This is a genomic window from Mycobacterium gordonae, from assembly GCF_001417955.2.
GTDB classification, from domain to species: Bacteria; Actinomycetota; Actinomycetes; order Mycobacteriales; family Mycobacteriaceae; genus Mycobacterium; species Mycobacterium gordonae_B.
On sequence record NZ_LKTM01000223.1, the window covers coordinates 121,835 to 146,593 of the forward strand.

The 24,759-nt window shown below is 67.9% G+C and carries 26 protein-coding genes; 10 read left to right on the forward strand and 16 right to left on the reverse strand.

Translation table 11 applies throughout. The annotated features are described in order from the left end of the window. Nucleotides 1-43: 43 nt before the first annotated feature. From AO501_RS16730 to fadD8, 10 genes are all read right to left on the reverse strand, one after another. A complete protein-coding gene (locus AO501_RS16730) occupies nucleotides 44-331 on the reverse strand; it encodes a hypothetical protein (protein ID WP_055578759.1) in 288 nt (95 codons plus the stop codon). Then, nucleotides 328-1,590: an inorganic phosphate transporter gene (locus tag AO501_RS16735; protein WP_055578760.1), complete on the reverse strand. Its 1,263-nt coding sequence runs from the start codon at nucleotides 1,588-1,590 to the stop codon at nucleotides 328-330. The genes AO501_RS16730 and AO501_RS16735 overlap by 4 nt, the downstream gene beginning before the upstream one ends. A gap of 118 nt (nucleotides 1,591-1,708) precedes the next feature. Beyond that, nucleotides 1,709-2,095, reverse strand: coding sequence for a VOC family protein (locus AO501_RS16740; RefSeq protein ID WP_055578761.1), 387 nt, complete (start codon nucleotides 2,093-2,095; stop codon nucleotides 1,709-1,711). Nucleotides 2,096-2,105: 10 nt separating this feature from the next. After that, complete coding sequence (locus AO501_RS16745) at nucleotides 2,106-2,726, reverse strand: maleylpyruvate isomerase family mycothiol-dependent enzyme (protein WP_055578762.1); 621 nt, start codon at nucleotides 2,724-2,726, stop codon at nucleotides 2,106-2,108. A 15-nt stretch (nucleotides 2,727-2,741) separates the two neighbouring features. Continuing rightward, on the reverse strand, nucleotides 2,742-3,623 hold the full coding sequence (locus AO501_RS16750) for an SDR family oxidoreductase (protein ID WP_055578763.1): 882 nt from the start codon (nucleotides 3,621-3,623) through the stop codon (nucleotides 2,742-2,744). Nucleotides 3,624-3,699: 76 nt separating this feature from the next. Then, on the reverse strand, nucleotides 3,700-4,659 hold the full coding sequence (locus tag AO501_RS16755; protein WP_055578764.1) for an alpha/beta hydrolase: 960 nt from the start codon (nucleotides 4,657-4,659) through the stop codon (nucleotides 3,700-3,702). Between the two features lie 162 nt (nucleotides 4,660-4,821). Further along, on the reverse strand, nucleotides 4,822-5,724 hold the full coding sequence (locus AO501_RS16760) for a 1,4-dihydroxy-2-naphthoyl-CoA synthase (RefSeq protein ID WP_055578765.1): 903 nt from the start codon (nucleotides 5,722-5,724) through the stop codon (nucleotides 4,822-4,824). Continuing rightward, nucleotides 5,721-6,413 carry a hypothetical protein gene (locus AO501_RS16765; protein ID WP_055578766.1) on the reverse strand — a complete coding sequence of 231 codons (693 nt, stop codon included), beginning with the start codon at nucleotides 6,411-6,413 and terminating at the stop codon, nucleotides 5,721-5,723. The genes AO501_RS16760 and AO501_RS16765 overlap by 4 nt, the downstream gene beginning before the upstream one ends. Continuing rightward, nucleotides 6,410-6,868 (reverse strand): nitroreductase family deazaflavin-dependent oxidoreductase, encoded by a 459-nt coding sequence (locus tag AO501_RS16770; protein WP_055578900.1) that lies wholly within the window; start codon nucleotides 6,866-6,868, stop codon nucleotides 6,410-6,412. Before AO501_RS16770 ends, AO501_RS16765 begins: the two co-directional genes overlap by 4 nt. Nucleotides 6,869-6,957: 89 nt before the next feature. Continuing rightward, nucleotides 6,958-8,559: a fatty-acid--CoA ligase FadD8 gene (gene fadD8 / locus AO501_RS16775; protein ID WP_055578767.1), complete on the reverse strand. Its 1,602-nt coding sequence runs from the start codon at nucleotides 8,557-8,559 to the stop codon at nucleotides 6,958-6,960. Nucleotides 8,560-8,624: 65 nt separating this feature from the next. On the opposite strand from fadD8, the gene AO501_RS16780 reads away from it, so the two are divergent. The 6 genes from AO501_RS16780 to AO501_RS16805 all read left to right on the forward strand — a co-directional run bounded on the left by AO501_RS16780 (nucleotide 8,625) and on the right by AO501_RS16805 (nucleotide 15,462). Next, nucleotides 8,625-10,229 (forward strand): amidohydrolase, encoded by a 1,605-nt coding sequence (locus AO501_RS16780; RefSeq protein ID WP_055578768.1) that lies wholly within the window; start codon nucleotides 8,625-8,627, stop codon nucleotides 10,227-10,229. Between the two features lie 50 nt (nucleotides 10,230-10,279). Beyond that, nucleotides 10,280-11,197, forward strand: coding sequence for an o-succinylbenzoate synthase (locus tag AO501_RS16785; protein WP_371935024.1), 918 nt, complete (start codon nucleotides 10,280-10,282; stop codon nucleotides 11,195-11,197). Next, nucleotides 11,194-11,982 carry an alpha/beta fold hydrolase gene (locus AO501_RS16790; protein WP_055578770.1) on the forward strand — a complete coding sequence of 263 codons (789 nt, stop codon included), beginning with the start codon at nucleotides 11,194-11,196 and terminating at the stop codon, nucleotides 11,980-11,982. The genes AO501_RS16785 and AO501_RS16790 overlap by 4 nt, the downstream gene beginning before the upstream one ends. A gap of 110 nt (nucleotides 11,983-12,092) precedes the next feature. Next, a complete protein-coding gene (menD, locus tag AO501_RS16795) occupies nucleotides 12,093-13,742 on the forward strand; it encodes a 2-succinyl-5-enolpyruvyl-6-hydroxy-3-cyclohexene-1-carboxylic-acid synthase (protein WP_055578771.1) in 1,650 nt (549 codons plus the stop codon). Beyond that, complete coding sequence (locus AO501_RS16800; protein WP_156452615.1) at nucleotides 13,739-14,248, forward strand: DUF3592 domain-containing protein; 510 nt, start codon at nucleotides 13,739-13,741, stop codon at nucleotides 14,246-14,248. The genes menD and AO501_RS16800 overlap by 4 nt, the downstream gene beginning before the upstream one ends. A gap of 71 nt (nucleotides 14,249-14,319) precedes the next feature. Then, on the forward strand, nucleotides 14,320-15,462 hold the full coding sequence (locus AO501_RS16805) for a glycosyltransferase family 4 protein (protein ID WP_055578772.1): 1,143 nt from the start codon (nucleotides 14,320-14,322) through the stop codon (nucleotides 15,460-15,462). 5 nt (nucleotides 15,463-15,467) lie between these two features. Here the strand turns inward: AO501_RS16805 and AO501_RS16810 are convergent, their stop codons facing one another. Beyond that, nucleotides 15,468-16,292: an SDR family oxidoreductase gene (locus AO501_RS16810; RefSeq protein ID WP_055578773.1), complete on the reverse strand. Its 825-nt coding sequence runs from the start codon at nucleotides 16,290-16,292 to the stop codon at nucleotides 15,468-15,470. Between the two features lie 65 nt (nucleotides 16,293-16,357). Between AO501_RS16810 and AO501_RS16815 the strand changes: the two genes are divergently transcribed. After that, complete coding sequence (locus AO501_RS16815) at nucleotides 16,358-17,047, forward strand: demethylmenaquinone methyltransferase (RefSeq protein ID WP_055578774.1); 690 nt, start codon at nucleotides 16,358-16,360, stop codon at nucleotides 17,045-17,047. Nucleotides 17,048-17,069: 22 nt separating this feature from the next. On the opposite strand, the gene AO501_RS16820 is transcribed toward AO501_RS16815, so the two are convergent. The 3 genes from AO501_RS16820 to menJ form a co-directional block, all read right to left on the reverse strand. After that, nucleotides 17,070-17,405, reverse strand: a complete 336-nt coding sequence (locus AO501_RS16820; protein WP_055578775.1) for a DUF732 domain-containing protein — start codon at nucleotides 17,403-17,405, stop codon at nucleotides 17,070-17,072. Nucleotides 17,406-17,429: 24 nt separating this feature from the next. Then, on the reverse strand, nucleotides 17,430-18,116 hold the full coding sequence (locus tag AO501_RS16825; RefSeq protein WP_055578776.1) for a class I SAM-dependent methyltransferase: 687 nt from the start codon (nucleotides 18,114-18,116) through the stop codon (nucleotides 17,430-17,432). A 148-nt stretch (nucleotides 18,117-18,264) separates the two neighbouring features. Then, entirely contained in the window at nucleotides 18,265-19,503 is a 1,239-nt protein-coding gene (gene menJ, locus AO501_RS16830; protein WP_055578902.1) for a menaquinone reductase, read from the reverse strand. 21 nt (nucleotides 19,504-19,524) lie between these two features. On the opposite strand from menJ, the gene grcC1 reads away from it, so the two are divergent. Together grcC1 and htpX are read left to right on the forward strand one after the other, a co-directional pair. After that, entirely contained in the window at nucleotides 19,525-20,532 is a 1,008-nt protein-coding gene (gene grcC1, locus AO501_RS16835; protein WP_055578777.1) for a nonaprenyl/(2E,6E)-farnesyl/geranylgeranyl diphosphat synthase, read from the forward strand. Nucleotides 20,533-20,611: 79 nt separating this feature from the next. Further along, nucleotides 20,612-21,475: a zinc metalloprotease HtpX gene (htpX, locus tag AO501_RS16840; RefSeq protein WP_055578778.1), complete on the forward strand. Its 864-nt coding sequence runs from the start codon at nucleotides 20,612-20,614 to the stop codon at nucleotides 21,473-21,475. A 458-nt stretch (nucleotides 21,476-21,933) separates the two neighbouring features. Here htpX and AO501_RS16845 read toward each other — a convergent pair whose 3' ends face one another. After that, nucleotides 21,934-22,452: a hypothetical protein gene (locus AO501_RS16845; RefSeq protein ID WP_055578779.1), complete on the reverse strand. Its 519-nt coding sequence runs from the start codon at nucleotides 22,450-22,452 to the stop codon at nucleotides 21,934-21,936. 138 nt (nucleotides 22,453-22,590) lie between these two features. Here AO501_RS16845 and AO501_RS16850 point away from each other — a divergent pair, with 138 nt between their 5' ends. Beyond that, nucleotides 22,591-23,454 (forward strand): GerMN domain-containing protein, encoded by an 864-nt coding sequence (locus AO501_RS16850; protein WP_231752525.1) that lies wholly within the window; start codon nucleotides 22,591-22,593, stop codon nucleotides 23,452-23,454. An 84-nt stretch (nucleotides 23,455-23,538) separates the two neighbouring features. On the opposite strand, the gene AO501_RS16855 is transcribed toward AO501_RS16850, so the two are convergent. Beyond that, the gene (locus AO501_RS16855; RefSeq protein ID WP_197419875.1) at nucleotides 23,539-24,600 is read right to left on the reverse strand and encodes a YncE family protein; all 1,062 of its coding nucleotides are present in this window, start codon (nucleotides 24,598-24,600) and stop codon (nucleotides 23,539-23,541) included. Between the last annotated feature and the right edge of the window lie 159 nt (nucleotides 24,601-24,759).

The following is a 24,759-nucleotide window of genomic DNA, read 5'->3' on the forward strand; positions in this document are numbered from 1 at the left end:
CCCCCTGACCATCGCCGAAACGCGGTTGACGAGGAACTTCGCGTTACGGTTTGGCGCCCAGGAACGGGTAGTGAGTGTGGTGGGCGATGAAGTCCCTGGCGATATAGAGCACGCCCAGGACGACCACCACGAGAACCACCGCGTAGATCAGCCAGGCGATGGCGGTCAGCATCGGGCGGTGCCGTCCTTCGGTGCCGCCCGCGTTGAGGGTGCCCCCGCCGGCGGCCTGAAGCCGCACGCCCAGGGCGAACAATCCGGGCAGGGCCGCACCCGCCAGCAGGCTGAAAAGCAGGATTTTCAACGTGGCTTCGTAGTTGAACCAGGCGTTCATGACGCGTTCCGAGCGGGGATCTGGCCGTCGGAGCCGTACTGACGTGTCGGCGGTGTCGGCGGACTCGGTGGCATCGGACTGGGCGGCGGTGGGGGCGGCGACAGTTCGTGCTCGTCCGCGCTGTCCAGCCCGGCCGTCAGGTGGCCCTCCCAGTCGGCGTTGACGTTCTTGTGGTCGACCTTCACCCGGCGCGACCGCAGGTAGATGGTGGCCGCGACCGCGACCAGCATCGCGAAGCCGACGATCGCACCGGGGTACCCGCCGATGAGGTGCACGATCCAGTAGGTGACCGCACCGACCAAGCCTGACAGCGGCAGCGTCACCAGCCACGCGGTCGCCATCCGGCCGGCCACTCCCCAGCGGACCTCGGCGCCCGGCTTGCCCACGCCGCTGCCCAGCACCGAGCCGGTGCAGACCTGTGTGGTGGACAGCGCATAGCCGAAGTGGGCCGACAGCAGAATGACTGCGGCCGAGGATGATTCGGCGGCCATGCCTTGCGGCGACTTGATCTCGACCAGTCCCTTGCCCAGGGTGCGGATGATCCGCCAGCCGCCCAGGTAGGTGCCGCCGGCCATGGCCAGCGCGCAGCACACGATGACCCACAGCGGCGGCATGGAGGCCGTCTTGCTGACCGACCCGTAGGACATCAGGGCCAGGAAGATCACGCCCATCGTCTTTTGCGCGTCGTTGGTGCCGTGGGCCAGCGAGACCAGCGACGCCGACCCGATCTGCCCGCGCCGGAAACCCGCCTCGGTGCGCTCGTCCGAGGTGCCGCGGGTGATCCGGTAGACCAGCCAGGTGGCTGCCGCGCCGACGACGATCGCCAGCAGCGCGGCGATCACGGCAGGGATGAGGACCTTGGAGATCACGCCCTTCCAGATCACCCCGTGTCCGCCGACGGCAGCGATGGTGGCACCGACGATGCCACCGATCAGTGCGTGCGAGGAGCTCGAGGGGATGCCGAGCAACCAGGTGAGCAAATTCCAGACGATGCCGCCCACCAGGCCGGCGAACACCAACTCCAGTGTCACCAGGTTGGCGTCGATCAACCCCTTGGCGATGGTTGCCGCCACCGCCGTGGACAGGAATGCGCCGATCAGGTTGAGCACCGCCGAGAGCGCGACCGCAACCTTCGGCGCCAGCGCGCCACTGGCGATGGAGGTCGCCATGGCGTTACCGGTGTCGTGGAAGCCGTTGGTGAAGTCGAATGCGAGTGCGGTGATCACGACGATGATCAAGAGGAACAGCTGAATGTTCACAGGCCCTGATTCTTGTGGTCGGAGTAACCCTTGTCGAACGGATGACTAGGGGAAATGCAGGAATATCGCGAGTCGTCGCCAGATGTTACCTAGCAGTTCATCTTCGGTTCGTCCCCGCTCACTGCCGGGTGTCGGTGCGCAGCGGATGACCTTGCGGAACCTGGATGAAAATCAGGGTGACGCCGTCGGGGTCGGTCACGTGCATCTCGTGCAGACCCCACGGTTCCTGGCGGGCCTCACGGGCGATCGGCACGTCCCGGCCGCGCAGCTCGTCCTGGGTTGCGTACAGGTCGCGCACCTGCAGCCACAGCGCGCCGGGAAAGGGTCCCCGGGAATGGTCCGGCTCGTCGTAGCCGGTCAGTTCCAGCAACGACTGGCCGGCGAAAAACACTGTGCCCGCACCGTACTCGCGGGCGATTGCCAGCCCGATCTCGTCGCGGTAGAAGGCCAGCGAGCGTTGATAGTCCGCCGGTCGGAGCAGCATCCGGCTGGCCAGGATCTCCATGTGTTCGTGTCTAGCACCGGTTGCGCAGGGTCGCCACGCCGGGGCCGCTGAGATCGTCGCAGGCCGCGGCCCGGCCGGTCATCGCCAGCAGCAGCGACAGCAAGGGGCCTTCGACCGCTTCGCCCTGCCCGTGTTGCCAGTCGTCGTCGATGGCGCGCAGCGACAGACCGGCGATCCGCTTCTTGGCGCCGCTGAGCATGTTGGAACCTTTGTAGAACTCGATCACCTGGCGGAGGGCTTCGGTCGGGTAGGTATGCGCGATGCCCAGCGGGCGCCGGATGTCGGCGCCGTGGATGACGATCTCGCCCAGCCAGGAGACCTTGGGACCGGGCGGGGCGGAGGTCGAGTGCACCAGGCCGCGGAAGTCGGCGAGCGTAGCCGCCGGATCGGGCCCGCAGTGCTCATCGAGCTGTCCGTTGGAGAACTTGGCGAAGCTGAAACCCGCCTTGGCGATGCCGGCGAAGAACTTCGCCGGGGTCATCGACGCGGTGGCAGACAGGTGGGCGACGACGTCACGGACCGTCCACTTGGCGCACAGGGAGGGCGCGTCCCATTGCGCGGGGGTCAGGACGGCCAGGTCGTCGGCCAGGGCGCCGCGCTCGGCGGCGATGGTGGTCCAGATGTCGGTCATGGCACCCTCCTCGGCTCAGCCTTGGTGGTTGTTGCGGGCCTGCATCAGGGTGTTGACCCAGCGGGGGCCGACGGTGTTCAGCGCCTTGGCCGCGATGGCCATCCGCGGCGCAATCTGTACAGGCCGGGTACGGGCCGCGGTGATCATCCATTCGCCCGCCTCTTCTGAGGTCAGCGCAGGCATTCCGTCGTAGGCCTTGGTCGGAGCGATCATCGGGGTGGCCACCAGCGGGTAGTAGAGGGCTGTGGAGTGCACGCCCCTGGGGCCCCACTCCGTTTCAGCGATCCGGGTGACCGAGGTCAACGCGGCCTTGGATGCGTTGTAGACCGAGAACAACGGAGCGGCCTCGTTGAGCACACCCCAGGTGGAGACGTTGATGATGTGGCCGTCGCCGCGCTCGATCATGCCGGGCGCGAGCCCGCGCATCAGGCGCAGCGGCGCGTAGTAGTTGAGCACCATGGTGCGTTCGACGTCGTGCCAGCGTTCCAGCGATTCGGCCAGTGGCCGGCGGATGGACCGGCCGGCATTGTTGATCAGGATGTCGATGCCGCCGATGCGCTGTTCGACGTCGGCGACCAAGGCGTCGATGGCGTCCATATCGGAGCAGTCGCAGGGGATGGACATCGCGGTTCCACCCGCGGTGGTGATCCGGTGGGCCAGTTCGTCCAGCAGGTCCCGACGCCTGGCGACGACGACGACGGTGGCGCCGCGCTCGGCGAACTGTTCGGCAGCTGCCTCACCGATGCCCGACGAGGCGCCGGTGAGCAGGACGCGCTTGCCCCGCAGGTCGATGGGTTTGATCGCCGGCCGATTGAGCAGCACCTGAGGCGTCACTGGCGGGCGCATGCTGGCCAGCACGATCTGATCGGTCAACCGGCGCAGCGGACTCTTGCTCACGGCGCGAGTCTAGGGCGGGTGTCTTTCGGCACAGCGGATGGCTACCGCCCCCCGACATCCGGTGCGCGAGACGGTGTCAGCCGACTCCGAGCGCACGCCCGACGGTGGTGTTCCACGATTCCTGCATCTCCGACTCGAACAGGCCCCACGTATGGGAGCCCTCGGGCCGGACGACGTAGGTGATGGGCAGCCCGCCTGCCGCCGCCGCGTCGGCGAATGCCTTGGTGTTGGACGCGACGATGCCCTCGATGAGTCCGCCGGCGAAGTTGTTGCCGAAACCGTCCGGCAGGCGGTCGACCGCGCCCTGCCCGCCGCCGGACGCGGCGGCGTATACGGCGACTCCTCGCAGCTTGCCGATGTTCTTCGACGGGTCATGGGCCACCCACAGGGGTCCGCCGAGCGGCCCCCACATCGCCTCGGCACTGGCACCGCCACCCGACAGGGTCAGCGCGACTTGCTGGGGGCTGTCTGACGGTGCAGGGAGCCCGCTGTACGAGGCGACGGCCTGGAAAACGCCGGGCGCCTGCACGGCGTAGTCGATCGCCGTTCCCCCGGTGCTGGACAGTCCGCCGACGGCGTTTCGGCCGTTGGTGTGGTACATCGAGTTGATCAGCGGCGGGAGCTCCCGCGTCATGTAGGTCTGGTACTGCTTGCCCGGATCGCCGACCCAATCGGTCCACCAGCTGAACTGTCCGCCGAGTGGCGAGACGACGTTGACGTTCTTGTTGGCGAAGAAGCCCGGGATGTCGGTCATCCCGAACCAGCTCTTGGCTCCCGGTCCGAAGCTCGCGCCGGGATCGAGGTTGTCGCCGCCATCGATGCCAGGCAGCAGATAGAACGTCGGCGCCCCGGATCGAGGCGCGACAAAGACGTCGTTGACGATGACTTTGTCCATCGCGGGGGAGTACACCGACACCTTGTCCCAGCGGTCGGTGACGTGCTGTACGTCGGTGATGTGTGCGCCCTGCGCCGGGTCCGCCACGGCATGCGGAATGGCCAGAAACGAGGTCAGCGACAACAGAAAAGCGAGTGTCACTCGCGCTCGGCTCGTAATCACCGCGTGATTATGGCGGGTAACCGCTCTCATGAAAAGCAGAATTGTTCAACCTGATGAGAGCGTTTCCGGTGACCATTCCCGCGCTTTTCTGGCTTACCTGGCTTCGTATTTTGGATTCAAAAGTGCAGCCTCCGTCACAGTTCAGAAGTACCGCGGGAAAGGGCTCCAGTCCGGCGGCCGCTTCTCCAGGAACGCGTCGCGTCCCTCGACGGCCTCGTCGGTCATGTACGCCAACCGGGTGGCCTCCCCGGCGAACAACTGCTGACCCACCAGGCCGTCGTCGAGCAGGTTGAAGGCGAACTTCAGCATCCGTTGTGCCTGAGGCGATTTCGCGTTGATCTCCGCGGCCCACTGCACGGCCACCGCTTCCAGATCGGCGTGGTCGACGACCTCGTTGACCGCACCCATGTGGTGCATCTGCTCCGCGGTGTACGTGCGGCCCAGGAAGAAGATCTCGCGCGCGAACTTCTGACCCACCTGGCGGGCCAGGTAGGCGCTGCCGTACCCGCCGTCGAAGCTGCCGACGTCGGCGTCGGTCTGCTTGAAGCGCGCGTGTTCGCGACTGGCCAGGGTGAGGTCGCAGACGACGTGCAGGCTGTGCCCGCCTCCGGCAGCCCATCCGTTGACCAGACAGATCACCACCTTCGGCATGAACCGGATCAGCCGCTGCACCTCGAGGATGTGCAGCCTGCCGGCGCGTGCGGCGTCCACGGTGTCCGCCGTTTCGCCGCTGGCGTACTGGTAGCCGCTGCGCCCGCGGATGCGCTGGTCGCCACCGGAGCAGAACGCCCAGCCACCGTCCTTGGGTGAGGGCCCGTTGCCGGTCAACAACACCACTCCCACGTCTGGCGACATCCGCGCATGGTCGAGCACCCGGTACAGCTCGTCGACGGTGTGCGGACGAAACGCGTTACGTACCTCAGGGCGGTTGAACGCCACCCGCACCGTCGCGTCGCTCACATGTCGGTGGTACGTGATGTCGGTCAGATCGTCGAAGCCGTCGACGGGTCGCCACTGAGTCTTGTCAAAGGGGTTGTCACTCAAGGCTCTTGGACTCCATCCTGGTCGATTGTGCGCTCGCCGCAACTGATCGTCTGGGCAGTCGTCACCGCGGGGTCCTGCGCGGACGTGGCCGTCAGGGTATCGGACGCGCCGGTAGCGGCCCGCAGCCCGTTCAGGTCGATCTCGGTGCGCCGCACGGTCCACTGGCCGCCGCTTTCCAGCGCCTGCAGTGCGACCTGGAGTGCGACTAGGTGACGTTCGCCGCCGGTCTCGCTACACCCCACGCCGGTGCCGTTGCCCGCCAGGTTCTCCAGATCGAAGACGAATGGCCTGCCGTAGTGGCTGTCCAAAACGGTTTGCAACCGGCAGTCGGCGAACGCGAACAGAGGCGCGCTGCGGCCCACACTGGCGATCACCTGGTGACCGTTCTGTGCATCAATTGCCAAGGCGCGCAACGGTATCGGACTCGCCGATACGACCGGAACGTGGCTGTCGGCCCCGCTGGCGGTGGCGATGCCGACGGCGCGGGTCATGGCACCGTCCGGGCTCTGCCATTTGCCCACCCACAAGGTGTCGGGCAGGCCGTCCCCGTCGACGTCGCTGATCTGCCGGGTGGCGGCACCCGGTGGCACCGGGGCACCGCCGGGCGGGCATCCTGCAGCAGCGGTCGCTCGCGGCACCGCCACCAGACAAGCCGCAACCGCGACGGCGATAAGCAACCGCAGCATCATGCGTCGAAACGAAAAACCGCACAGCGCCCGGCGAGTGCTTCGAACTCTTCGGGGCGCCCGTCCTGGACGAGGCCAGAACGCTTCATGAAGCCGACACCGGTCGGCACTTCGGTGGGGAATGCCCGCAGGACCGGCCTGGCCTCCGTGGCCGAGAGTTCCACCATCCGGACACGATCGCTGTGACGGCCACGGGTCAGCGTGACTTCGCCCGCGGCCCTGACGTTCTTCACCCAGTCGGCACCCGGAAAGCCGGCCACCACATACTGTTTGCCGTCCAGCGTCATCGGGGTGACCGGCGTCGAACGGGGCTTGCCGGACTTGCGGCCGGGCACCGTCAGTACGACCGGGCTTTCCCCGCCGAAGTTCATCCCCAGCTTCGACATCTGGATGAAGACCTTGTTGAGTGGCTTGAGCCACCAGGGCGGTTTCACCGACGGCTGACTGCGCTCACTCATGCCCGCCAGCGTAGCCACCCTCGCCCAACGTGAAGACAGCTTCACGTTGGGCCGCGAACGTGCGGCCAGCTTCACGCTCGGCGCACCGATTAGCCCACCGCGCGGCCGGCGCCCTCCCAGAACTGCGCACGCACGGCCTTCTTGTCGGGCTTGCCCAGCCCGGTCAACGGCAGCGCGTCGACGACGACCACCCGCTTGGGCGACTGCACCGAGCCCTTGCGCTCCTTGACCGCGGCCTGGATCTCGACCGTCATCGTCTCGATCGACGCTTCGTCGCGTGCCGCGTCGGCGCGCAGCACCACCACCGCCGTGACGGCCTCACCCCACTTCTCGTCGGGAGTGCCGACCACACACGTCTGTGCGACAGCCGGGTGTTCGGCGATCACGTCCTCCACCTCGCGCGGGAAGACGTTGAAGCCACCGGTCACGATCATGTCCTTGACCCGGTCGACGATGAAGTAGAAGCCGTCCTCGTCCTCGCGGGCCATGTCCCCGGTGTGCAGCCAGCCGTCCTTGAAGGCCTCGGCCGTCGCCTCCGGCTTGTTCCAGTAACCGGCCGCCAAAAGTGGCCCACTGACACAGATTTCGCCAGGCTCGCCCTGCGCTACCGGGTTGCCGTCCTCGCCCAGCAGCGCCACCCGGGCGAACAGCGTGGGGCGTCCGCACGAGGTCAGCCGCTTCTCGTCGTGGTCGGCCTTGGGCAGGTAGGTGATCACCATCGGCGCCTCGGACTGGCCGTAGTACTGGGCGAAGATCGGGCCGAAGCGGCGGATCGCCTCGGCCAGCCGCACCGGGTTGATCGCCGAGGCGCCGTAGTAGACCGTCTCCAGCGAGGACAGGTCCCGGGTGTGCGAGTCCGGGTGGTCCATCAGTGCGTACAGCATCGACGGCACCAGCATGGTGGCCGTAATGCGTTGTTCCTCAATGACTCTCAGTACCTCGGCCGGATCGAACTTGGCCAGCACGACCATCTCGCCGCCCTTCACCACGGTGGGGGTGAAGAACGCCGCGCCGGCGTGGGACAGCGGCGTACACATCAGGAACCGCGGGTGCTCGGGCCACTCCCATTCCGCCAGCTGGATCTGGGTCATCGCGGCGATGTTGCCGGTCGTGCCGATGACGCCCTTGGGCTTGCCGGTGGTGCCACCGGTGTAGGCCATGCCCCCGATGTTGTCCGGCGGCAGATCGGCGACCACCAGCGGCTTGGGCTCGAACTTGGCCGCCTCCGCGGACAGGTCGACCGCCACCCCCCGCAGCGCTTCCGGCACCGGGCCGATGGTCAGGATCTGCTTGAGCGAGTCCACCTTCTCCAGCAACCCCAGCGCACGCTCGACGAACATCGGGTTGGGGTCGATGATCAGCGCGCTGGCGCCGGAGTCGTTGAGCACGTAGGCGTGGTCATCGAGGGAGCCGAGCGGGTGCAGGGCGGTGCGCCGGTAACCCTGGGTCTGGCTGGCTCCGAGAATCATCAAAACCTCGGGGCGATTCAGGGACAGCAGGCCGACCATGACGCCGGAACCGGCGCCGAGCGCTTCGAACGCCTGGACGTACTGGCTGATCCGCTCCGCCAGCTGACCACCGGTCAGCGTGGTGTCGCCGAGGAAGAGCACCGGCCGGTTCTTGTGGCGCTTGAGTGCGCCCGCCAGCAGATGGCCGTTGTGGGTCGGGTTGCGCAACAAATCGACACTCATAACCTCAGACTAGAACGTGTTGCAATTCGGCTTCGCCGCGCCCTTGATCAGTAGAGTCTGCTCCCATGAGTGCCGCAGATGTCGTCATCACCGGAACCGTTCTCACCGTCGACGAACGCCGCCCCACGGCCGAGGCGCTCGCCATCGCCGACGGCCGGATCATCGCCGTCGGTGACCGCGCCGACGTCGCGCAGCACGCCGGACCGGACACCCGGACCATCGACCTCGGCGACGGCTGCGTCATGCCCGGGTTCATCGAGGCGCACGGTCACCCTCTGATGGAGGCGATCGCGCTCTCGGACCGGATCATCGACATCCGCCCGGTCACCATCCGCGACCCGGACGATGTGGTCGAGACGATCCGGCGGGAGGCCGCCCGTCGGGGGGCCGAAGGCGCCTACCTCAACGGTTGGGACGCCCTGCTGCAACCCGGGCTGCCCGACCCGACGTTGAGCTGGCTGGATGACATCGCACCGGACGGCCCGCTCGTCATCATCCACAACTCCGGGCACAAGGCGTACTTCAACTCCCGCGCCGCGGAGCTCAACGGCCTCACGCGGGACACGCCCGACCCCAAGGGCGCCAAGTACGGCCACGACGCCAACGGCGACCTCGACGGCACCGCCGAGGAGATCGGCGCCGTCTTCCCGTTGTTGGGTGGCGCGATCCAGGCCGGCGCCTACCCGGACATGTTGCGCGCGGAGTGTGCCCGGCTCAACCGTGCCGGGCTGACCACCTGCTCCGAGATGGCCTTCGATCCCAAGTTCAAGCCGGTGGTCGAGCAGCTGCGCAACGACCTGACCGTACGGCTACGCACCTACGAGGTCTCCAATGCGCAGATGTCCACGCAAGCCACGCCGGGCGAGGGTGACGACATGCTGCGCCAGGTCGGCATCAAGATCTGGGTCGACGGCTCGCCGTGGATCGGCAACATCGCGCTGTCGTTTCCGTACCTGGACACCGCCGCCACCCGCTCGGCCGGCATCACCCCGGGCTCCTGCGGCTGCGCCAACTACACCCGCGAGCAGCTGACCGAGATCGTGGACGCATATCTGCCACTGGGCTGGCAGATGGCCTGCCACGTGCAGGGTGACGCCGGTGTGGACACCATCCTCGACGTCTACGAAGAAGCCCTGCGCAAGCACCCACGCGACGACCATCGGCTGCGACTCGAGCATGTCGGCGCGATCCGCCCCGAGCAGCTGCGGCGCGCCGCCGCGCTCGGGGTCACCTGCAGCATCTTCGTCGACCAGATCCACTACTGGGGGGACGTCATCGTCGACGGGCTGTTCGGGGAGGAACGCGGTTCGCGCTGGATGCCGGCCGGGTCCGCGGTGGCCACCGGAATGCGGATCTCGCTGCACAATGACCCGCCTGTGACGCCCGAGGAGCCGTTGCGCAACATCAGTGTGGCCGCGACCAGGGTGGCCCCCAGCGGACGGGTGCTGGCACCCGAGGAGCGGCTCACGGTCGAGCAGGCCATTCGCGCGCAGACCATCGACGCCGCCTGGCAGCTCTTCGCCGACGACGTGACCGGCTCGCTGGAGGTTGGTAAGTATGCCGACCTCGTAGTGCTGTCGGCGGACCCCCGCACGGTGCCTCCCGAGCAGATCGCCGACCTCGAGGTCCGTGCCACCTTCCTGGCCGGTAGGCAGGTCTACGGGCAGTGATTCCCGACCTGCCGGACCTGCTGGACCGCCTGCAGGTGGTGGCGCTGCCGATGCGGGTCCGGTTTCGTGGCATCACCACCCGTGAACTGGCATTGATCGAGGGCCCCGCCGGGTGGGGCGAATTCGGCGCCTTCGTCGAATACGGACCGCCCGAGGCCGCGCACTGGCTGGCCTCGGCGATCGAAGCCGCCTACCGGCAACCCCCGCCGGCGAGACGCGACCGCATTCCCATCAACGCCACGGTGCCCGCAGTCAGAGCCGCCGAGGTGCCCGACGTGCTGGCCCGATTCCCCGGCGCCCGCACCGCCAAGGTGAAGGTCGCCGAGCCGGGACAGGGCCTGGCCGACGACGTCGACCGCGTCAACGCGGTCCGCGAGCTGGTGCAGACGGTCCGGGTCGACGCCAACGGCGGCTGGAGCGTGCCGGAGGCCGCCCGGGCCGTGTCGGCGCTGACCGCTGACGGTCCGCTTGAATACGTCGAACAGCCCTGCGCCAGCGTCGCCGAGCTCGCCGAGTTGCGCCGCGAAGTGGACGTGCCCATCGCCGCCGACGAAAGCATCCGCAAGGCCGACGACCCGCTGGCGGTGGTCCGTGCCGGCGCCGCCGATGTTGCGGTGCTCAAAGTCGCTCCGCTGGGCGGCATTTCGGCGATGCTCCGGGTCGCCGCGCAGATCGACATCCCGATCGTGGTGTCCAGCGCATTGGACTCGGCCGTGGGGATCGGCCACGGCCTGGCCGCCGCGGCGGCCCTGCCGGAACTGCGGCATGCCTGCGGACTGGGCACCGGTCGGCTGTTCGTCGACGACGTCACCGATCCGGTCGCGCCCGTCGACGGATTTCTTCCGGTCGGTCCGGTGACACCCGATCCTGCCCGGCTCCAAGCGTTGAGCGCGCCGGCGGATCGGCGACAGTGGTGGATCGACCGGGTCAAGGCCTGCTACCCGTTGCTTGTACCGTCGATCGGGTGATCAACCTGGCTTTCGACGACAAGGGGACCGGTGAGCCGGTTGTCTTCATCTCCGGTCGCGGCGGTGCCGGACGCACCTGGCACCTGCACCAGGTCCCGGCATTCCTGGCCGCCGGATATCGCTGTGTGACCTTCGACAATCGCGGGATCGGGGCCACCGAGAACGCCGAAGGCTTCACCACTGCGACCGTGGTCGCCGACACCGCGGCCCTGATCGAATCCCTGGGCGTCGGTCCGGTGCGGATCGTTGCGGTGTCGATGGGCTCCTACATCGCCCAGGAACTCATGGTGGTCCGGTCCGAACTGGTCAGCTCGGCGGTGCTGATGGCCACCCGTGGCCGGCTGGACCGCACCCGCCAGTTCTTCCATCAGGCCGAGGCCGACCTCGACGCGGCAGGCGTCGGCCTGCCCGCCACCTACGACGCGAAAACCCGCCTGGTGGAGAACTTTTCCCGCAAGACCCTGAACGACGACACGGCCATCGCCGACTGGATCGCCATGTTCAGCATGTGGCCGACCAAGCTCACTCCCGGCTATCGCTGCCAGCTCGACATCGCCCCGCAGACCAACCGGTTGCCCGCCTACCGCAACATCGCCGCGCCGGTGCTGGTGATCGGTTTCTCCGACGACGTGATCACCCCGCCCTATCTGGGCCGCGAGGTGGCCGACGCGCTGCCCAACGGCCGCTACCTGCAGGTCCCCGACACCGGGCACCTCGGTTTCCTGGAGCGGCCGGAGGCGGTCAATGCCGCGATGCTGAAGTTCTTCGGCGGGGCCAAGGCCTGACTCGGCGCTTGCCGAAGGCCGTCGAGACTGCGTCGAGGGCGCACCTAATCGGCGTGTCGCCGCCCTGGACGCAGAGTCGACACCGCGCGGGGCTGTGACACCCTGTAGAGGTGAACCCCTCGACGACCCAGGCGCGCGTCGTCGTCGATGAATTGATTCGCGGCGGCGTCCGCGACGTGGTGCTGTGTCCCGGCTCGCGCAACGCGCCGCTGGCGTTCGCGCTGCAGAACGCCGACCGGGCGGGCCGGCTACGACTGCACGTCCGCATCGACGAACGGACCGCCGGTTATCTCGCCATCGGTCTGGCCATCGGGGCGAACGCACCGGTGTGTATCGCCATGACGTCGGGGACCGCGGTCGCCAACCTCGGGCCGGCCGTGGTCGAGGCCAACTACGCCCGGGTGCCGCTGATCGTGCTGTCCGCCAACAGGCCGTACGAACTGCTGGGCACCGGCGCCAACCAGACCATGGAGCAACTCGGCTACTTCGGCTCGCAGGTGCGGGCCACCATCAGTCTCGGCCTGGCCGAGGATGCGGCCGAGCGGTTGCCCGCTCTCAATGCCACCTGGCGTTCGGCGACCTGCCGAGTGTTGGTGGCCGCCATGGGTTCTCGCACCGCGAACGCCGGGCCGGTGCACTTCGACATCCCGTTGCGCGAACCTCTGGTGCCCGATGCCGAGCACCTGAACGCGCCCGTTCCGGCCGGCCGCCCCGGTGGTAAGCCGTGGACCTACACCCCGCCGGTCACGTTCGACCAACCGCTGGACATCGACCTCACGCCGGACACGGTCGTCATCGCCGGCCACGGCGCCGGCGCGCACCCCAACCTCGCGGCGTTGCCGACGGTCGCCGAGCCGACGGCGCCGCCGGCCGCCAACCCGCTGCATCCGCTGGCGCTGCCGCTGTTGCGGCCTCAGCAGGTGATCATGCTGGGCCGCCCCACGCTGCACCGCCCGGTGTCGGCGCTGCTGGCCGACCCCGCAGTGCCGGTATTCGCGCTGACGACGGGACCCCGCTGGCCCGACGTCTCGGGCAACTCGCAGGCCACCGGCACCCGGGCGGTCACGTCCGGCACGCCCAACCCGGCCTGGCTGCGCCGCTGCGCCGAAGTCAATCGGCAGGCTGTCACCGCGGTGCGCACCCAGCTGGCCGAGCACCCGCTCACCACCGGCCTGCACGTCGCCGCCGCGGTCGCCGACGCGCTGCGACCCGGCGACCAGCTGGTATTGGGGGCGTCGAACCCGGTGCGCGACGCCGCCCTGGTCGGGCTGAACACCCAGGGCATCCAGGTGCGCTCCAACCGCGGAGTCGCTGGAATCGACGGCACCGTGTCCACCATCATCGGGGCAGCGCTCGCGTTCGAGCGCGTCGGCAACACCGATGACCCACCCCGCACCGTTGCGCTCATCGGCGACCTCACCTTCGTCCACGACAGTTCGGGGCTGCTGATCGGACCCACCGAACCGACCCCGCGGCAGCTGACCATCGTGGTGTCCAATGACAACGGCGGCGGCATCTTCGAACTGCTCGAGCAGGGCGATCCGAGGTTCTCGGACGTGTCCGCACGGGTATTCGGCACCCCGCACGACGTCGACGTGGGCGCGCTGTGCCGCGCTTACCACGTAGAGAGCCGCCAGATCGAGGTCGACCAGTTGGCCGCCGCCCTCGACGAACCGGGCGCCGGCATGCGGGTATTGGAGGTCAAGGCGGACCGGTCGTCGTTGCGGCGACTCCACGCAGCCATCAAGGCCGCTTTGTGAGAAGACTCGCCAGATCGCCGAAAGACCTGTTGCGCATCCTGATTCACGGCACCAGCGAGGAACTGCCGGACACCCGGGCCAGGAGGGTGGTGCGCTGGGCCCGGATAACCGTGCTGATCGTCATACTTCTGGTCACCCTGCAGTCGGTGTTGTTGGTGGCCGGCGCGTGGCGCAATGACCTGGCGATCAAACGCAACATGGGGGTCGCGCAGGCCGAGGTGCTCAGTGCCGGGCCGCGGCGTTCCACCATCGAGTTCGTGACCCCGGATCGCGTCACGTACCGGCCGGAACTCGGCGTGCTCTACCCGTCCGAATTGGCCACCGGCATGCGGATCTACGTCGAGTACAACAAAAAGGACCCCAACCTGGTGCGGGTCCAGCATCGCAACGCCGGTCTGGCGATCATTCCGGCGGGCTCGATCGCGGTGGTGGCGTGGTTGATCGGTGCGGGGGCGTTGATCCTGTTGGCCGTGCTGGACAAGCGGCTGAATAAGGCCGATTCCTAGCGCGAACAGATTTCGCGTCGCGTACTCCCGGCGGCAACCTGGTCGACAGCCGCTGCTGCCACTGTGGTGGCGTGCGCGTTGCAATCGTCGCCGAATCGTTCCTGCCGCAGGTCAACGGTGTAAGTAACTCGGTGGTGCGGGTTCTCGAGCACCTGCGCCGCACCGGTCACGAGGCCCTCGTCATCGCACCGGACAACCCACCCGGTGAGGCCCGCGCCGACCGTGTGCACGACGGTGTCCGCATCCACCGGACGCCGTCGCGGATGTTTCCCAAGGTGACCACGCTCCCACTGGGCGTACCCACCCCGCGAATCCTGCGGGTCCTGCGCGGATTCGACCCCGACGTGGTGCACCTGGCCTCGCCGGCGCTGCTCGGTTACGGCGGGCTGCTGGCCGCGCGCCGACTCGGCGTCCCCACCGTGGCCGTCTACCAGACCGACGTACCGGGCTTTGCGGCCAGCTACGGCATCCCGATGACGACCCGGGCCGCCTGGGCATGGTTCCGGCGCCTGCACAGTCGCGCCGACCGCACTCTGGCACCGTCCACCCCGACTATGGAAGTCCTTGCCGCTCAGGGTTTCCCGCGTGTTCACCGGTGGGCGCGCGGCGTCGACCTGATCCGGTTCGCGCCGTCTGCGCGCGACGAGGCGCTGCGCCGGCGGTGGTCTCCCGACGGCCGGCCGGTCGTCGGGTTCGTCGGCCGACTCGCCCCGGAGAAGCACGTCGAACGGCTCGCGGCGCTCGCGGGTGCCGGCACCGTTCGGTTGGTCGTCGTGGGCGACGGCGTCGACCTTCCGAAACTGCAAAAGGCAATGCCCACAGCGATATTCACGGGCGCGTTGTACGGTGACGAGCTCGCCGCGGCATACGCCAGCATGGACGTCTTTGTGCATCCCGGCGAACACGAGACGTTCTGTCAGGTCGTGCAGGAAGCGCTGGCGTCGGGGTTGCCGGTCATCGCCCCCGACGCCGGCGGCCCGCGCGACCTGGTGTCGCCGTGCCGCACCGGCCTGTTGCTGCCGGTGGCCGAGTTCGAGGCGCGGCTGCCCGGGGCCGTCGAACACCTACTGGCCGAGCGCCAGCGCTACTCGCAGGCCGCTCGGCGCAGCGTGCTCGGCCGCAGCTGGTCGGTCATCTGTGACGAACTACTCGGCCACTACGAAGCCGTGATGGCCCGTCCCGAACGGGCCCGGGCCACCCGGCGATACGCCTGAAAGACCTAGCCCTGAGCCAGCTCGGCCACCGGTTGCCACTGTTCCCAGGTGCGCAGCCGGTTCTCGTAGTCGGCCCTGGCTGTTGCCAGCGGGGAAGCGCCGAAGAAAACCCGTAGCGGCGGCTCGTCGGCATCCACCACTTTCAGCAGCGCCTCCGCCGACGCCGACGGGTCACCCGGGGCCGCCCACCGCTGCTTTCGCCATTCGTCCTGCTTGGCATGCACTTCGGCGTAGTCCGGCAGACGCTCAGCGCGGCGCGACGACGATCCGGCCCAGTCGGTGTCGAACCCGCCGGGCTCGATCAGCGTGACGTGGACGCCGAACGGCGCGACCTCCTGGGCCAGTGCCTGCGAGAAACCCTCCAGTGCCCACTTGGAGGCGTGGTAGATCCCGACGTCGGGGAACGCCGTGATGCCACCGATCGACGACACCTGAATGATGTGCCCGCTGCGCTGCGCCCGGAGGTAGGGCAATGCGGCCTGCGTGATCCACAGCGCGCCGAACACGTTCGTTTCGATCTGGTCGCGGGCGTCCTGCTCCGAGACTTCCTCGATGAATCCGAACTGTCCGTAGCCGGCGTTGTTGACCACGATGTCCAGCCGCCCGAAGTGGTCGTGGGCCTGCTGGACGGCAGCGAAATCCGCGTCCCGGTCGGTCACGTCCAACTGGATCGGCAACAGCGCGTCACCGTATTCGCCGACCAGGTCGTCCAGCGACGCGGTGTCACGTGCCGTGGCGGCCACCTTGTCGCCACGTTTCAATGCGGCCGTTGCCCATTGGCGTCCGAAGCCGCGCGATGTCCCGGTGATAAACCATACTTTTTCGCTCACGCAGTCTTGCAACGCATTGACCGGCGACGAATTCCCGTATCCGGCGGCCGGGTAGCGTCTCAGGGGTGAGCCGCGCCGACCTTGATAAGGATCCCCGGGACGTCGCGTCGATGTTCGACGGGGTCGCCCGCCGATACGACATCACCAATACCGTGCTGTCGCTGGGCCAGGACCGGTTCTGGCGGCGCGCCACCCGGTCGGCGCTGAAAATCGGGCCCGGACAGAAGGTGCTGGATCTGGCCGCGGGCACCGCGGTGTCGACTGTCGAGTTGGCCAAGTCCGGGGCCTGGTGTGTGGCGGCCGACTTCTCCGTCGGCATGCTCTCCGCGGGCAGCTCCCGTGACGTACCCAAGGTCGCCGGCGACGCGACCCGGTTGCCGTTCGCCGACGAGGTGTTCGACGCGGTCACCATCAGCTTCGGATTGCGCAACGTGGCCGACTTCGCCGCCGGGCTGCGCGAAATGGCTCGGGTCACGCGGCCCGGTGGCCGGCTGGTGGTGTGCGAATTCTCCACTCCCACAAGCCCGTTGTTCGCCACCGCGTACAAGGAGTACCTGATGCAGGCGCTGCCGCGGGTGGCGCGCGCGGTATCCAGTAACCCCGACGCCTACGTCTACCTGGCCGAGTCGATCAGGGCCTGGCCCGACCAGGAGGCGCTGGCGCAGGAGATCGCGGGAGCGGGATGGTCCGCGGTGCGGTGGCGCAATCTGAGCGGCGGGATCGTGGCGTTGCACGCGGCGTACAAGCCAATCTGAGTACGGCGCCGAGCCTGCGCCCTTAAGTGCCGGCGCGCTGCAAGAAGCCGACCTGCTCGGGGCAGTAGTGGTCGAGCGCCGCGCCGAGGAACTGGAACGCCTGCCCCTGGGTGGTGCCTCGCGGCAGATTGCGCTGCAGGAACGTGGCCGACTTGTACGGATCCCCGTCCACGCCCCGCTCGATGCGCTGGCAGCTGATCTTGCCCAGCCAGGCGTTGTAGTCCTGCGGGCCGTAGATGCCGTAGGTGTGCAGTTGCGAGTTGAACGGGGCGTCGTAGTCGTCGGCCTGGGCGGGTGCCGCCACTCCGATAGCGGCGACCGCCATGGCCGCGAAAGCACCCAGCCTAAATGCCTTCATTAGACGGACTATACACCTGGGCGATCAGCCGAGATGGGCCGAGAGCAGCCAGGCGGCGACCGACTTGCGGCCGTCGGGTTCGTCGCGGGCCTCGAAGCCGGGCATCTCCGGGGCGTCCGCCGGCAGGTGGGCGTGAATGCGCGCCGGCCGGATCTCGTCGATCACCCAGTACTTGGAGACGACCTCGCGCAGTTCGTCCTCGGTGACGGCATTCACCGGGCCCTGGGACAGCGCGGCCTTGTCGAAGACGAGCACGAAGTAGGACGCCCCGGGAGCCGCGGCGCGCACGATGGACTGCTGATAGCCCTCACGCAGCTCGACGGGCATCGAGTGGAAAAGGGTGGAGTCGACGATCGTGTCGAACCGGCCGGCCAATCCGCCGGGGTAGCTGCCGAAATCGCTGATGTCGGCGACCGCGAAGCTCGCGTTGGTCAGACCACGCCGCTGCGCCTCGGCCTGGGCCAGCTTGATGGCGGTGGGGGAGGCGTCCAGGCCGACGGTGCTGTGACCCCGTTCGGCCAACGCCAGCGAGATCGCGCCCTCTCCGCAACCGGCGTCGAGAACGTCGCCGCGGAACTTGCCCTGCTCGATGAGCGCGGCCAGCTCGGGCTGGGGCTCCCCGATGCTCCACGGCGGCCGGACGCCCTCGCCGAGCTGCTCCGATTCGCCGCGGTAAGCCTCTTCGAAATGAAAATCCACTGGTGAAGTCATGCCCTCACCATATCAACCTACCTGATGCATGTCAATTAGGTTGATACCTGTACTCGGGGTCACCCCCGGTGGCGCGAGCAGCCGCGAAATCGCACTGTGCGGCACCAAATCGTGCGATTTTGTGTCTGCTCGGCACCCTTGGGCGACCTCAGGTGAACGGTGGGCGGCGGTCGATCAGGCGCGAAGCCCGCCCGCCGCCGCGCCACACCCGCGCCACCCAGTCGGCGTCCTCATCGGTGACCAGATTGGCCATCACCCGCACAGCGATCCGCATCAACGTGGTGGACCGCATCGCGATCGGCCCGGTCGCCGGCAGGAATCGCTGGAAGGTCAGCAGCAGCGCCAGCCGGCGCGCGACCGAGAAGCCGTGGGCGTAGTGGTCGGTCAGCAGTGCCGGCCATAACTGGGAAAAGTCGGGCAGCTCCAGCATTTCGGCGGCCAGCCGGCCCGTTTCCAAGCCGTAGTCGATGCCCTCGCCGTTCAGCGGGTTGACGCACGCCGCGGCGTCGCCGATCAGCATCCAGTTCGGCCCGGCGACGCCAGACACCGCGCCACCCATCGGCAGCAGTGCTGAGGCCACCGCCCGCGGCGGTCCCTCGAATCCCCACTCGTCGCGCCGCAGGTCGGTGTAGTAGGAGATCAGCGGTCGCAACGCCAGATCGGCCGGCCGCCTGGTGGTCGACAACGCTCCTACGCCGATATTCACTTCGCCGTTGCCCAGCGGGAAGATCCAGCCATAGCCCGGCAGCACGGCGCCGTCGGGCGAGCGCAGTTCCAGATGCGACGTCAGCCAGGGGTCGTCACTGCGCGGCGTCGTCAGGTACCCACGGGCAGCCACCCCGTACACCGTCTCCTGATGCCAGCGGCGGCCCAGTTTGCGGCCCAGCGACGACCGCGCGCCGTCGGCGACGATCAGCTGGTCACACGCCACCTCGGTACGGTCCGCCAACGTCACCGAAGTCACCCGCCGTGACGAATCATGATGCACCTCAACCACTTTGGTGCCCAGTAACATGCGCGCCCCGGACTCTTCGGCAACCTTGCGGATCCGGTCGTCGAGTTCCAGGCGCGCCACCGCGCTGCTGTGCGGCGGGAATGACGGACCCGGCCACTGCACCTCCACCTCGCCGCCGAAGCCGCTCATGCGCAGGCCCTGGTGCCGAATGCGGCCGGACAGCCACTCGCCCAGCCCCAGCCGATCGAGCTCGAGAATGGCCCGGGGTGTCAGCCCGTCGCCACACGCCTTGTCGCGGGGAAAACTGGCCGAATCGATGACCAGGACGTCCCGTCCCGCCCGGGCGGCCCAGGCGGCCGCCGCCGACCCGGCCGGTCCGGCACCGACTACCACCACCTGCGCGCGCAGGGCTCTGGGGACTTTGTTCTCCACGCCCACCAGTATGTTGGTCGAATGAGAACTCCGGCGACGGTGGTGGCGGGCGTGGACTTCGGTGACGCCGGGTTCGCCGCGACTGTGCGTGACGGTGTCGCCCGGGTCGAGCAGCTCATGGATGCCGAGCTGCGGGGGTCCGACGAGGTGATGACCGAGTCCCTGCTGCATCTGTTCCAGGCCGGCGGCAAGCGGTTCCGTCCGCTGTTCACGGTGTTGGCCGCCCAAACCGGGCCGGATCCGGACAACGCGGACGTGACCGTGGCCGGTGCCGTGGTGGAGCTCATCCACCTCGCGACGCTGTATCACGACGACGTGATGGACGAGGCCGAAGTTCGCCGCGGGGCTCCCAGTGCCAACGCGCGCTGGGGCAACAACGTCGCCATCCTGGCCGGGGACTATCTGTTGGCGACGGCGTCGCGCCTGGTGTCCCGGCTGGGGCCGGAAGCAGTGCGGATCGTCGCCGACACGTTCGCCGAGCTGGTGACCGGGCAGATGCGAGAGACCCGAGGAACGCCCGACGGGGTGGACCGCATCGAGCAGTACCTGAGGGTGGTCCACGAGAAAACGGGCAGTCTGATCGGCGCCGCCGGCCGGTTCGGCGGCATGTTCTCGGGCGCCGACGACGATCAGATCGAACGGCTGAGCCGGCTGGGCGGCATCGTCGGCACCGCATTCCAGATCGCCGACGACATCATCGACATCGACAGCGAGTCCGACGAGTCGGGCAAGGTGCCCGGCACCGACCTTCGCGAAGGTGTGCGCACGCTGCCGATGCTGTACGCCCTGCAAGGCACCGACGACGACGGCGCGCGGCTGCGCGAGCTGCTGGCCGGACCCATCCACGACGACGGTGAGGTGACCGAAGCGCTCGCCCTGCTACGGGCTTCACCGGGCATGGCCCAGGCCAAGCAGACGCTTGCAGGCTATGCGGACCGGGCCCATCACGAGCTCAGCCTGTTGCCGCAGTGTCCCGGCCGCGACGCGTTACAGTCGCTGGTCGACTACACCGTCAGCCGGCACGGCTGAACCTGTCCGCACCGATCGGAACCCGAAGCGTCCTCTCGACCGTTGATCCGCTGTAATCAAGTCGTAGGAGGACACACCCATGACCTGGCATCCGCATGCCAACAGGCTGAAGACATTCCTGCTGTTGGTCGGTATGTCGGCGATGATCGTGTTCGTCGGCGCGCTGTTCGGCAGAACCGCCCTGATTTTCGCGACCCTGTTCGCGGTCGGGATCAACGTCTACACCTACTACAACAGCGACAAGCTGGCGCTGCGGGCCATGCACGCGGTACCGGTGTCGGAGTTGCAGTACCCCGCCATGTACCGGATCGTGCGGGAGTTGGCCACCGCCGCCCACCAGCCCATGCCCCGGCTTTACATCAGCGACACCAACGCGCCCAACGCATTCGCCACCGGTCGCAACCCGCGCAATGCCGCGGTGTGTTGCACCACCGGGATCCTGCAGATCCTCAACGAGCGCGAGCTGCGCGCCGTGCTGGGTCATGAGCTGTCACACGTCTACAACCGCGACATCCTGATCTCCTGTGTGGCCGGTGCGCTCGCATCGGTGGTCACCGCCCTGGCCAACATGGCCATGTGGTTCGGCGCATTCGGGGGCAACCGCGAAGGTGGCGCTAATCCCTTTGCCCTGCTGCTGGTTTCGTTACTTGGCCCGATAGCCGCGACGGTCGTGCGGCTGGCGGTGTCTCGCTCCCGGGAGTATCAGGCCGACGAGTCCGGCGCGATGCTGACCGGTGACCCGCTCGCGTTGGCGTCCGCGTTGCGCAAGATTTCCGGCGGCGTGCAGATGGCACCGTTGCCGCCCGAGCCACAGCTGGCCAGCCAGGCCCACCTGATGATCGCCAACCCGTTCCGCGCCGGCGAGCGCATCGGGTCAATGTTCTCGACGCACCCGCCGATCGAGGACCGCATTCGCCGGCTGGAGCAGATGGCCCGCGGCTGATGCCGGGGCGACTGTCGATGTAGTGCCGCCTCTGTTGTCCAACAACCATTCAGGCCGCCGGGATACCCCGAAGGCGCCTGAGGCGCAGCCAGTGTCAACATCCAGGATCCGCGCGTGGTGCGCCGCGGCAGCCGTAACGGCCGCAGCCGTCGTCGCGGCACCGCCAGCTGGGGCGGAGCCGCTCGACGAACTCCGGAGGCTGCTGCCGGCGGGATACGGTCCTGACTCATGTGAACCAGCCGGTGCCCTGCCCGGGCGGCCGGCCTTCGCCGGGGTCCTGGCGTGACGACCGAACCCCGAATCAGTCCTTCGGTTCGGTCTTGTGCGGCCGCCTGGAAGGTGGTCCCGACCTCGCCGTGGAGTGGACGAACGAATCGAATCTTGTCCTCGCCCTAGCCAGCGGGCCCGATCTCGCCAACCTCTACGACTGGTGGACGGCCAGCCGATGACCGGGCGGACTATTGCGGCGGCGGCTGCCATCCCACCGGGAACCAGCCGGCGCGCGCCCAGCCGACCGCGTTGGGGCCACCAGTGCGGAACGGACCCATCGGCGTGTCGACCGGTGTGGTGTTCGGTGGAACTTCGGAGCCGGCGTGCACGAGGGTGCTCTTCCATTGCGGCTCGGGAGAGGTTTCACCGCTCACATACATGCGGTAGTCCCAGTCGTTTGACACGCCGATCGAGGGCGTGTTGGTCGAATGGGTCTTCATCCATTGCGCCATGTCGACGCGGATCATTCCGCAGACGTCCCACAGCATCTCGCATGCGACACTGACGAAGTCGCCGAGGAGCGTGGTCACCTTCTGCCCGGGCTCAGCTTGGACCGGATTGCCCTCGGTGTCATATAGCAGGCCACGCCAGCCCTGACTCCTGGTATCGGGCGCCCACACGACCATCTCGTAGATGAGTCGACCGGGTGGGTCGGCCCGCGCGACGGTCGGCATGCCCGATGCTCCCAGCACTGCCGCTGCGAACATCAGCCATGCTCCCAAGCAGTTCGCCGGCCTGCAAAACCGCATCTGAGGCTCCTTACGAATGGTGCCGCGGGCGTTGTCAGACTAAAACGCCGGCGGACCATGGCGGTAGGGCATAACGGACGGCGTCCGGTGACTGAAATGAGGCCATTCGCCCCTGTTGTCACCGTGATGTTCGATGCCACGCTCCTCGCTATGAGGCTGACGACGTGGGTTCTTTCGGCCGTGAGCTTGTTGCTGGTGGGAACCGCGTGCGGCGAGCCCCGACAGCCGGCGGCGACGTCACCGAAGCCGCCGGCGGCTTCGACCGTGTCACCGGCCGCCGGTACGGTCCGGGTCTACTTCGTCCGGGCGGACAAGGTTGCTACCGCGGGTCGTCAGGTGGCCGATCCGAGCGCGAAAGATCAAGCGGTGCAGGCCCTTTTGTCTGGACCCAGTGACTTCGAGCGAAGCATCGGTATGTCGACCGATATCCCGTCAGCATCCAAACTGCTCGGCCTCAAGGTCCTCGACGGCACCGCTACCGTCGACCTTTCCAGCGACTTCCAGTCGGGGCAGGCCGCGCGGCGGATTCAACTCCGTGTCGCCGAAATCGTTTTCACACTAACCCAATTCCCCGACGTGCGGCAGGTGACCATCACCCTCGAGGGCAAACCCGTGGAAGGCGGGGTGGATCTCAAGCGCGGCGACCTCGAGATGTTGACGCCGAAGATCCTCGTCGAGGATCCGCTTCCCGGGCAATCAGTGACCTCACCGCTGAAGGTATCCGGAGCCGCCAATGTCTTCGAGGGAACGCTCTCCTACTCGGTCGACGCCGCCGAAGGTGCAGAGTTGGACCACGGTTTTACGACTGCGACGCAGCAGGAATGGGGCAACTGGTACGCCTTCACCTTCACTTCCACTTACCCGGCGCAGCAACGTGGTCCCAGCCATGTGGTCGTGTGGGAAACGAGCATGAAGGATGGATCCCGGCTCAATGTCTACGACGTGCCGGTGAACATGTGAGCTTCTGCCGCACCGGCTCACAGCGGTCGTGCCCGAACCGGTGCCGGACGAATTACCATATCCCCCAGAGGGATTGGTCAGACCTCAGCGCTCAATCACCGACACCGTGCCGTCATTGAAGTTTGTGACGTAGACGGTGTGGGTCGCCGGATCCACGGCGACGCCGTGCCCCAGCGACGCCCCGACGAGGGGCGCGGTGACGGTGACCCCGCGCGTCGACCCGTCGATCACCGCGAGGGTGTCGTTGGCGTACTTGGTGACGTAGACGGTGTGGGTGCCCGGATCAACCGCCAGCCCGTCCGGTGACTTGCCGATGGGAACGGTCGCGGTCACCGTGCGGGTCGATGCGTCGACCACCGACACCCTGCCACTGCGCGACGGGGGCTGGGTGTCGTTCGGGGCGCTTTCGGGGTCCCGGGTGGCGACGTAGACGACGTGGGTGTCGGGGTCGACCGCAACGGATTCGGGCCACTGGCCGACCGGCATCGTGGCGGTCACGGCATGCGTCGACCCGTCGATCATCGACATGGTGTCGTCGCCCGAGTTGGTGACGTAGACGACGTGGGTGCCGGGATCGACCGCCACCTCGCCCAGGAATTTGCCGACAGGCACGGTCGAGGTGACGGCGTGGCTCGACCCATCGATCACTGCCACCGAGCCGTGCCCGTCGTTGGGATCGGAAGCGCCGACGTAGACGGTGTGAGTGCCCGGGTCGAGTGCGACCGACTTCGAGCCGGGGGCGACGGGCACCGTGGCGGTGATCTTGTTGGACGGGCCGTCGATGACCGACACGGTGCTGTCCGTGGCGTTGACCACGTAGACGGTGTGGGTGCCGGGATCCACCGCCACCGGGCCCGAGCGCTTGCCCAGAGGCACCGTGGCGGTCACCGTGCGCGTCGACCCATCGATCACCGAGAGCGTGCCGTCGCCGCTGTCGGGGTCCAAGTTGCCGACATAGACGGTATGGGTGCCCGAGTCCACCGCCACGCCTCCGGGTCCCTTGCCGACGCGGATGGTCGCGGCGACCCGGTACGTGCCCTGCCCGCTCGTCGGCGCTGCCGAGGTCGAACTCGACGTCGACGCCTGACCTCCGGAGGGACCCCGGCATCCGGACAGTGGCACGGTCAGGACGAGGGCTCCGATCACCGCGAGTACGCCGACCCCAGGTTTCCGGGGACACCCCCTGCGCCGACTCAAGGCACTGGCAATCACCGTCATGTTGGTTACCCCCTCGGCTCCTGACTGGTGTTACGTAGTTGCACAATACGAGCGAACAGCAAGCGGCGGTCCCATTACGGCAACGGT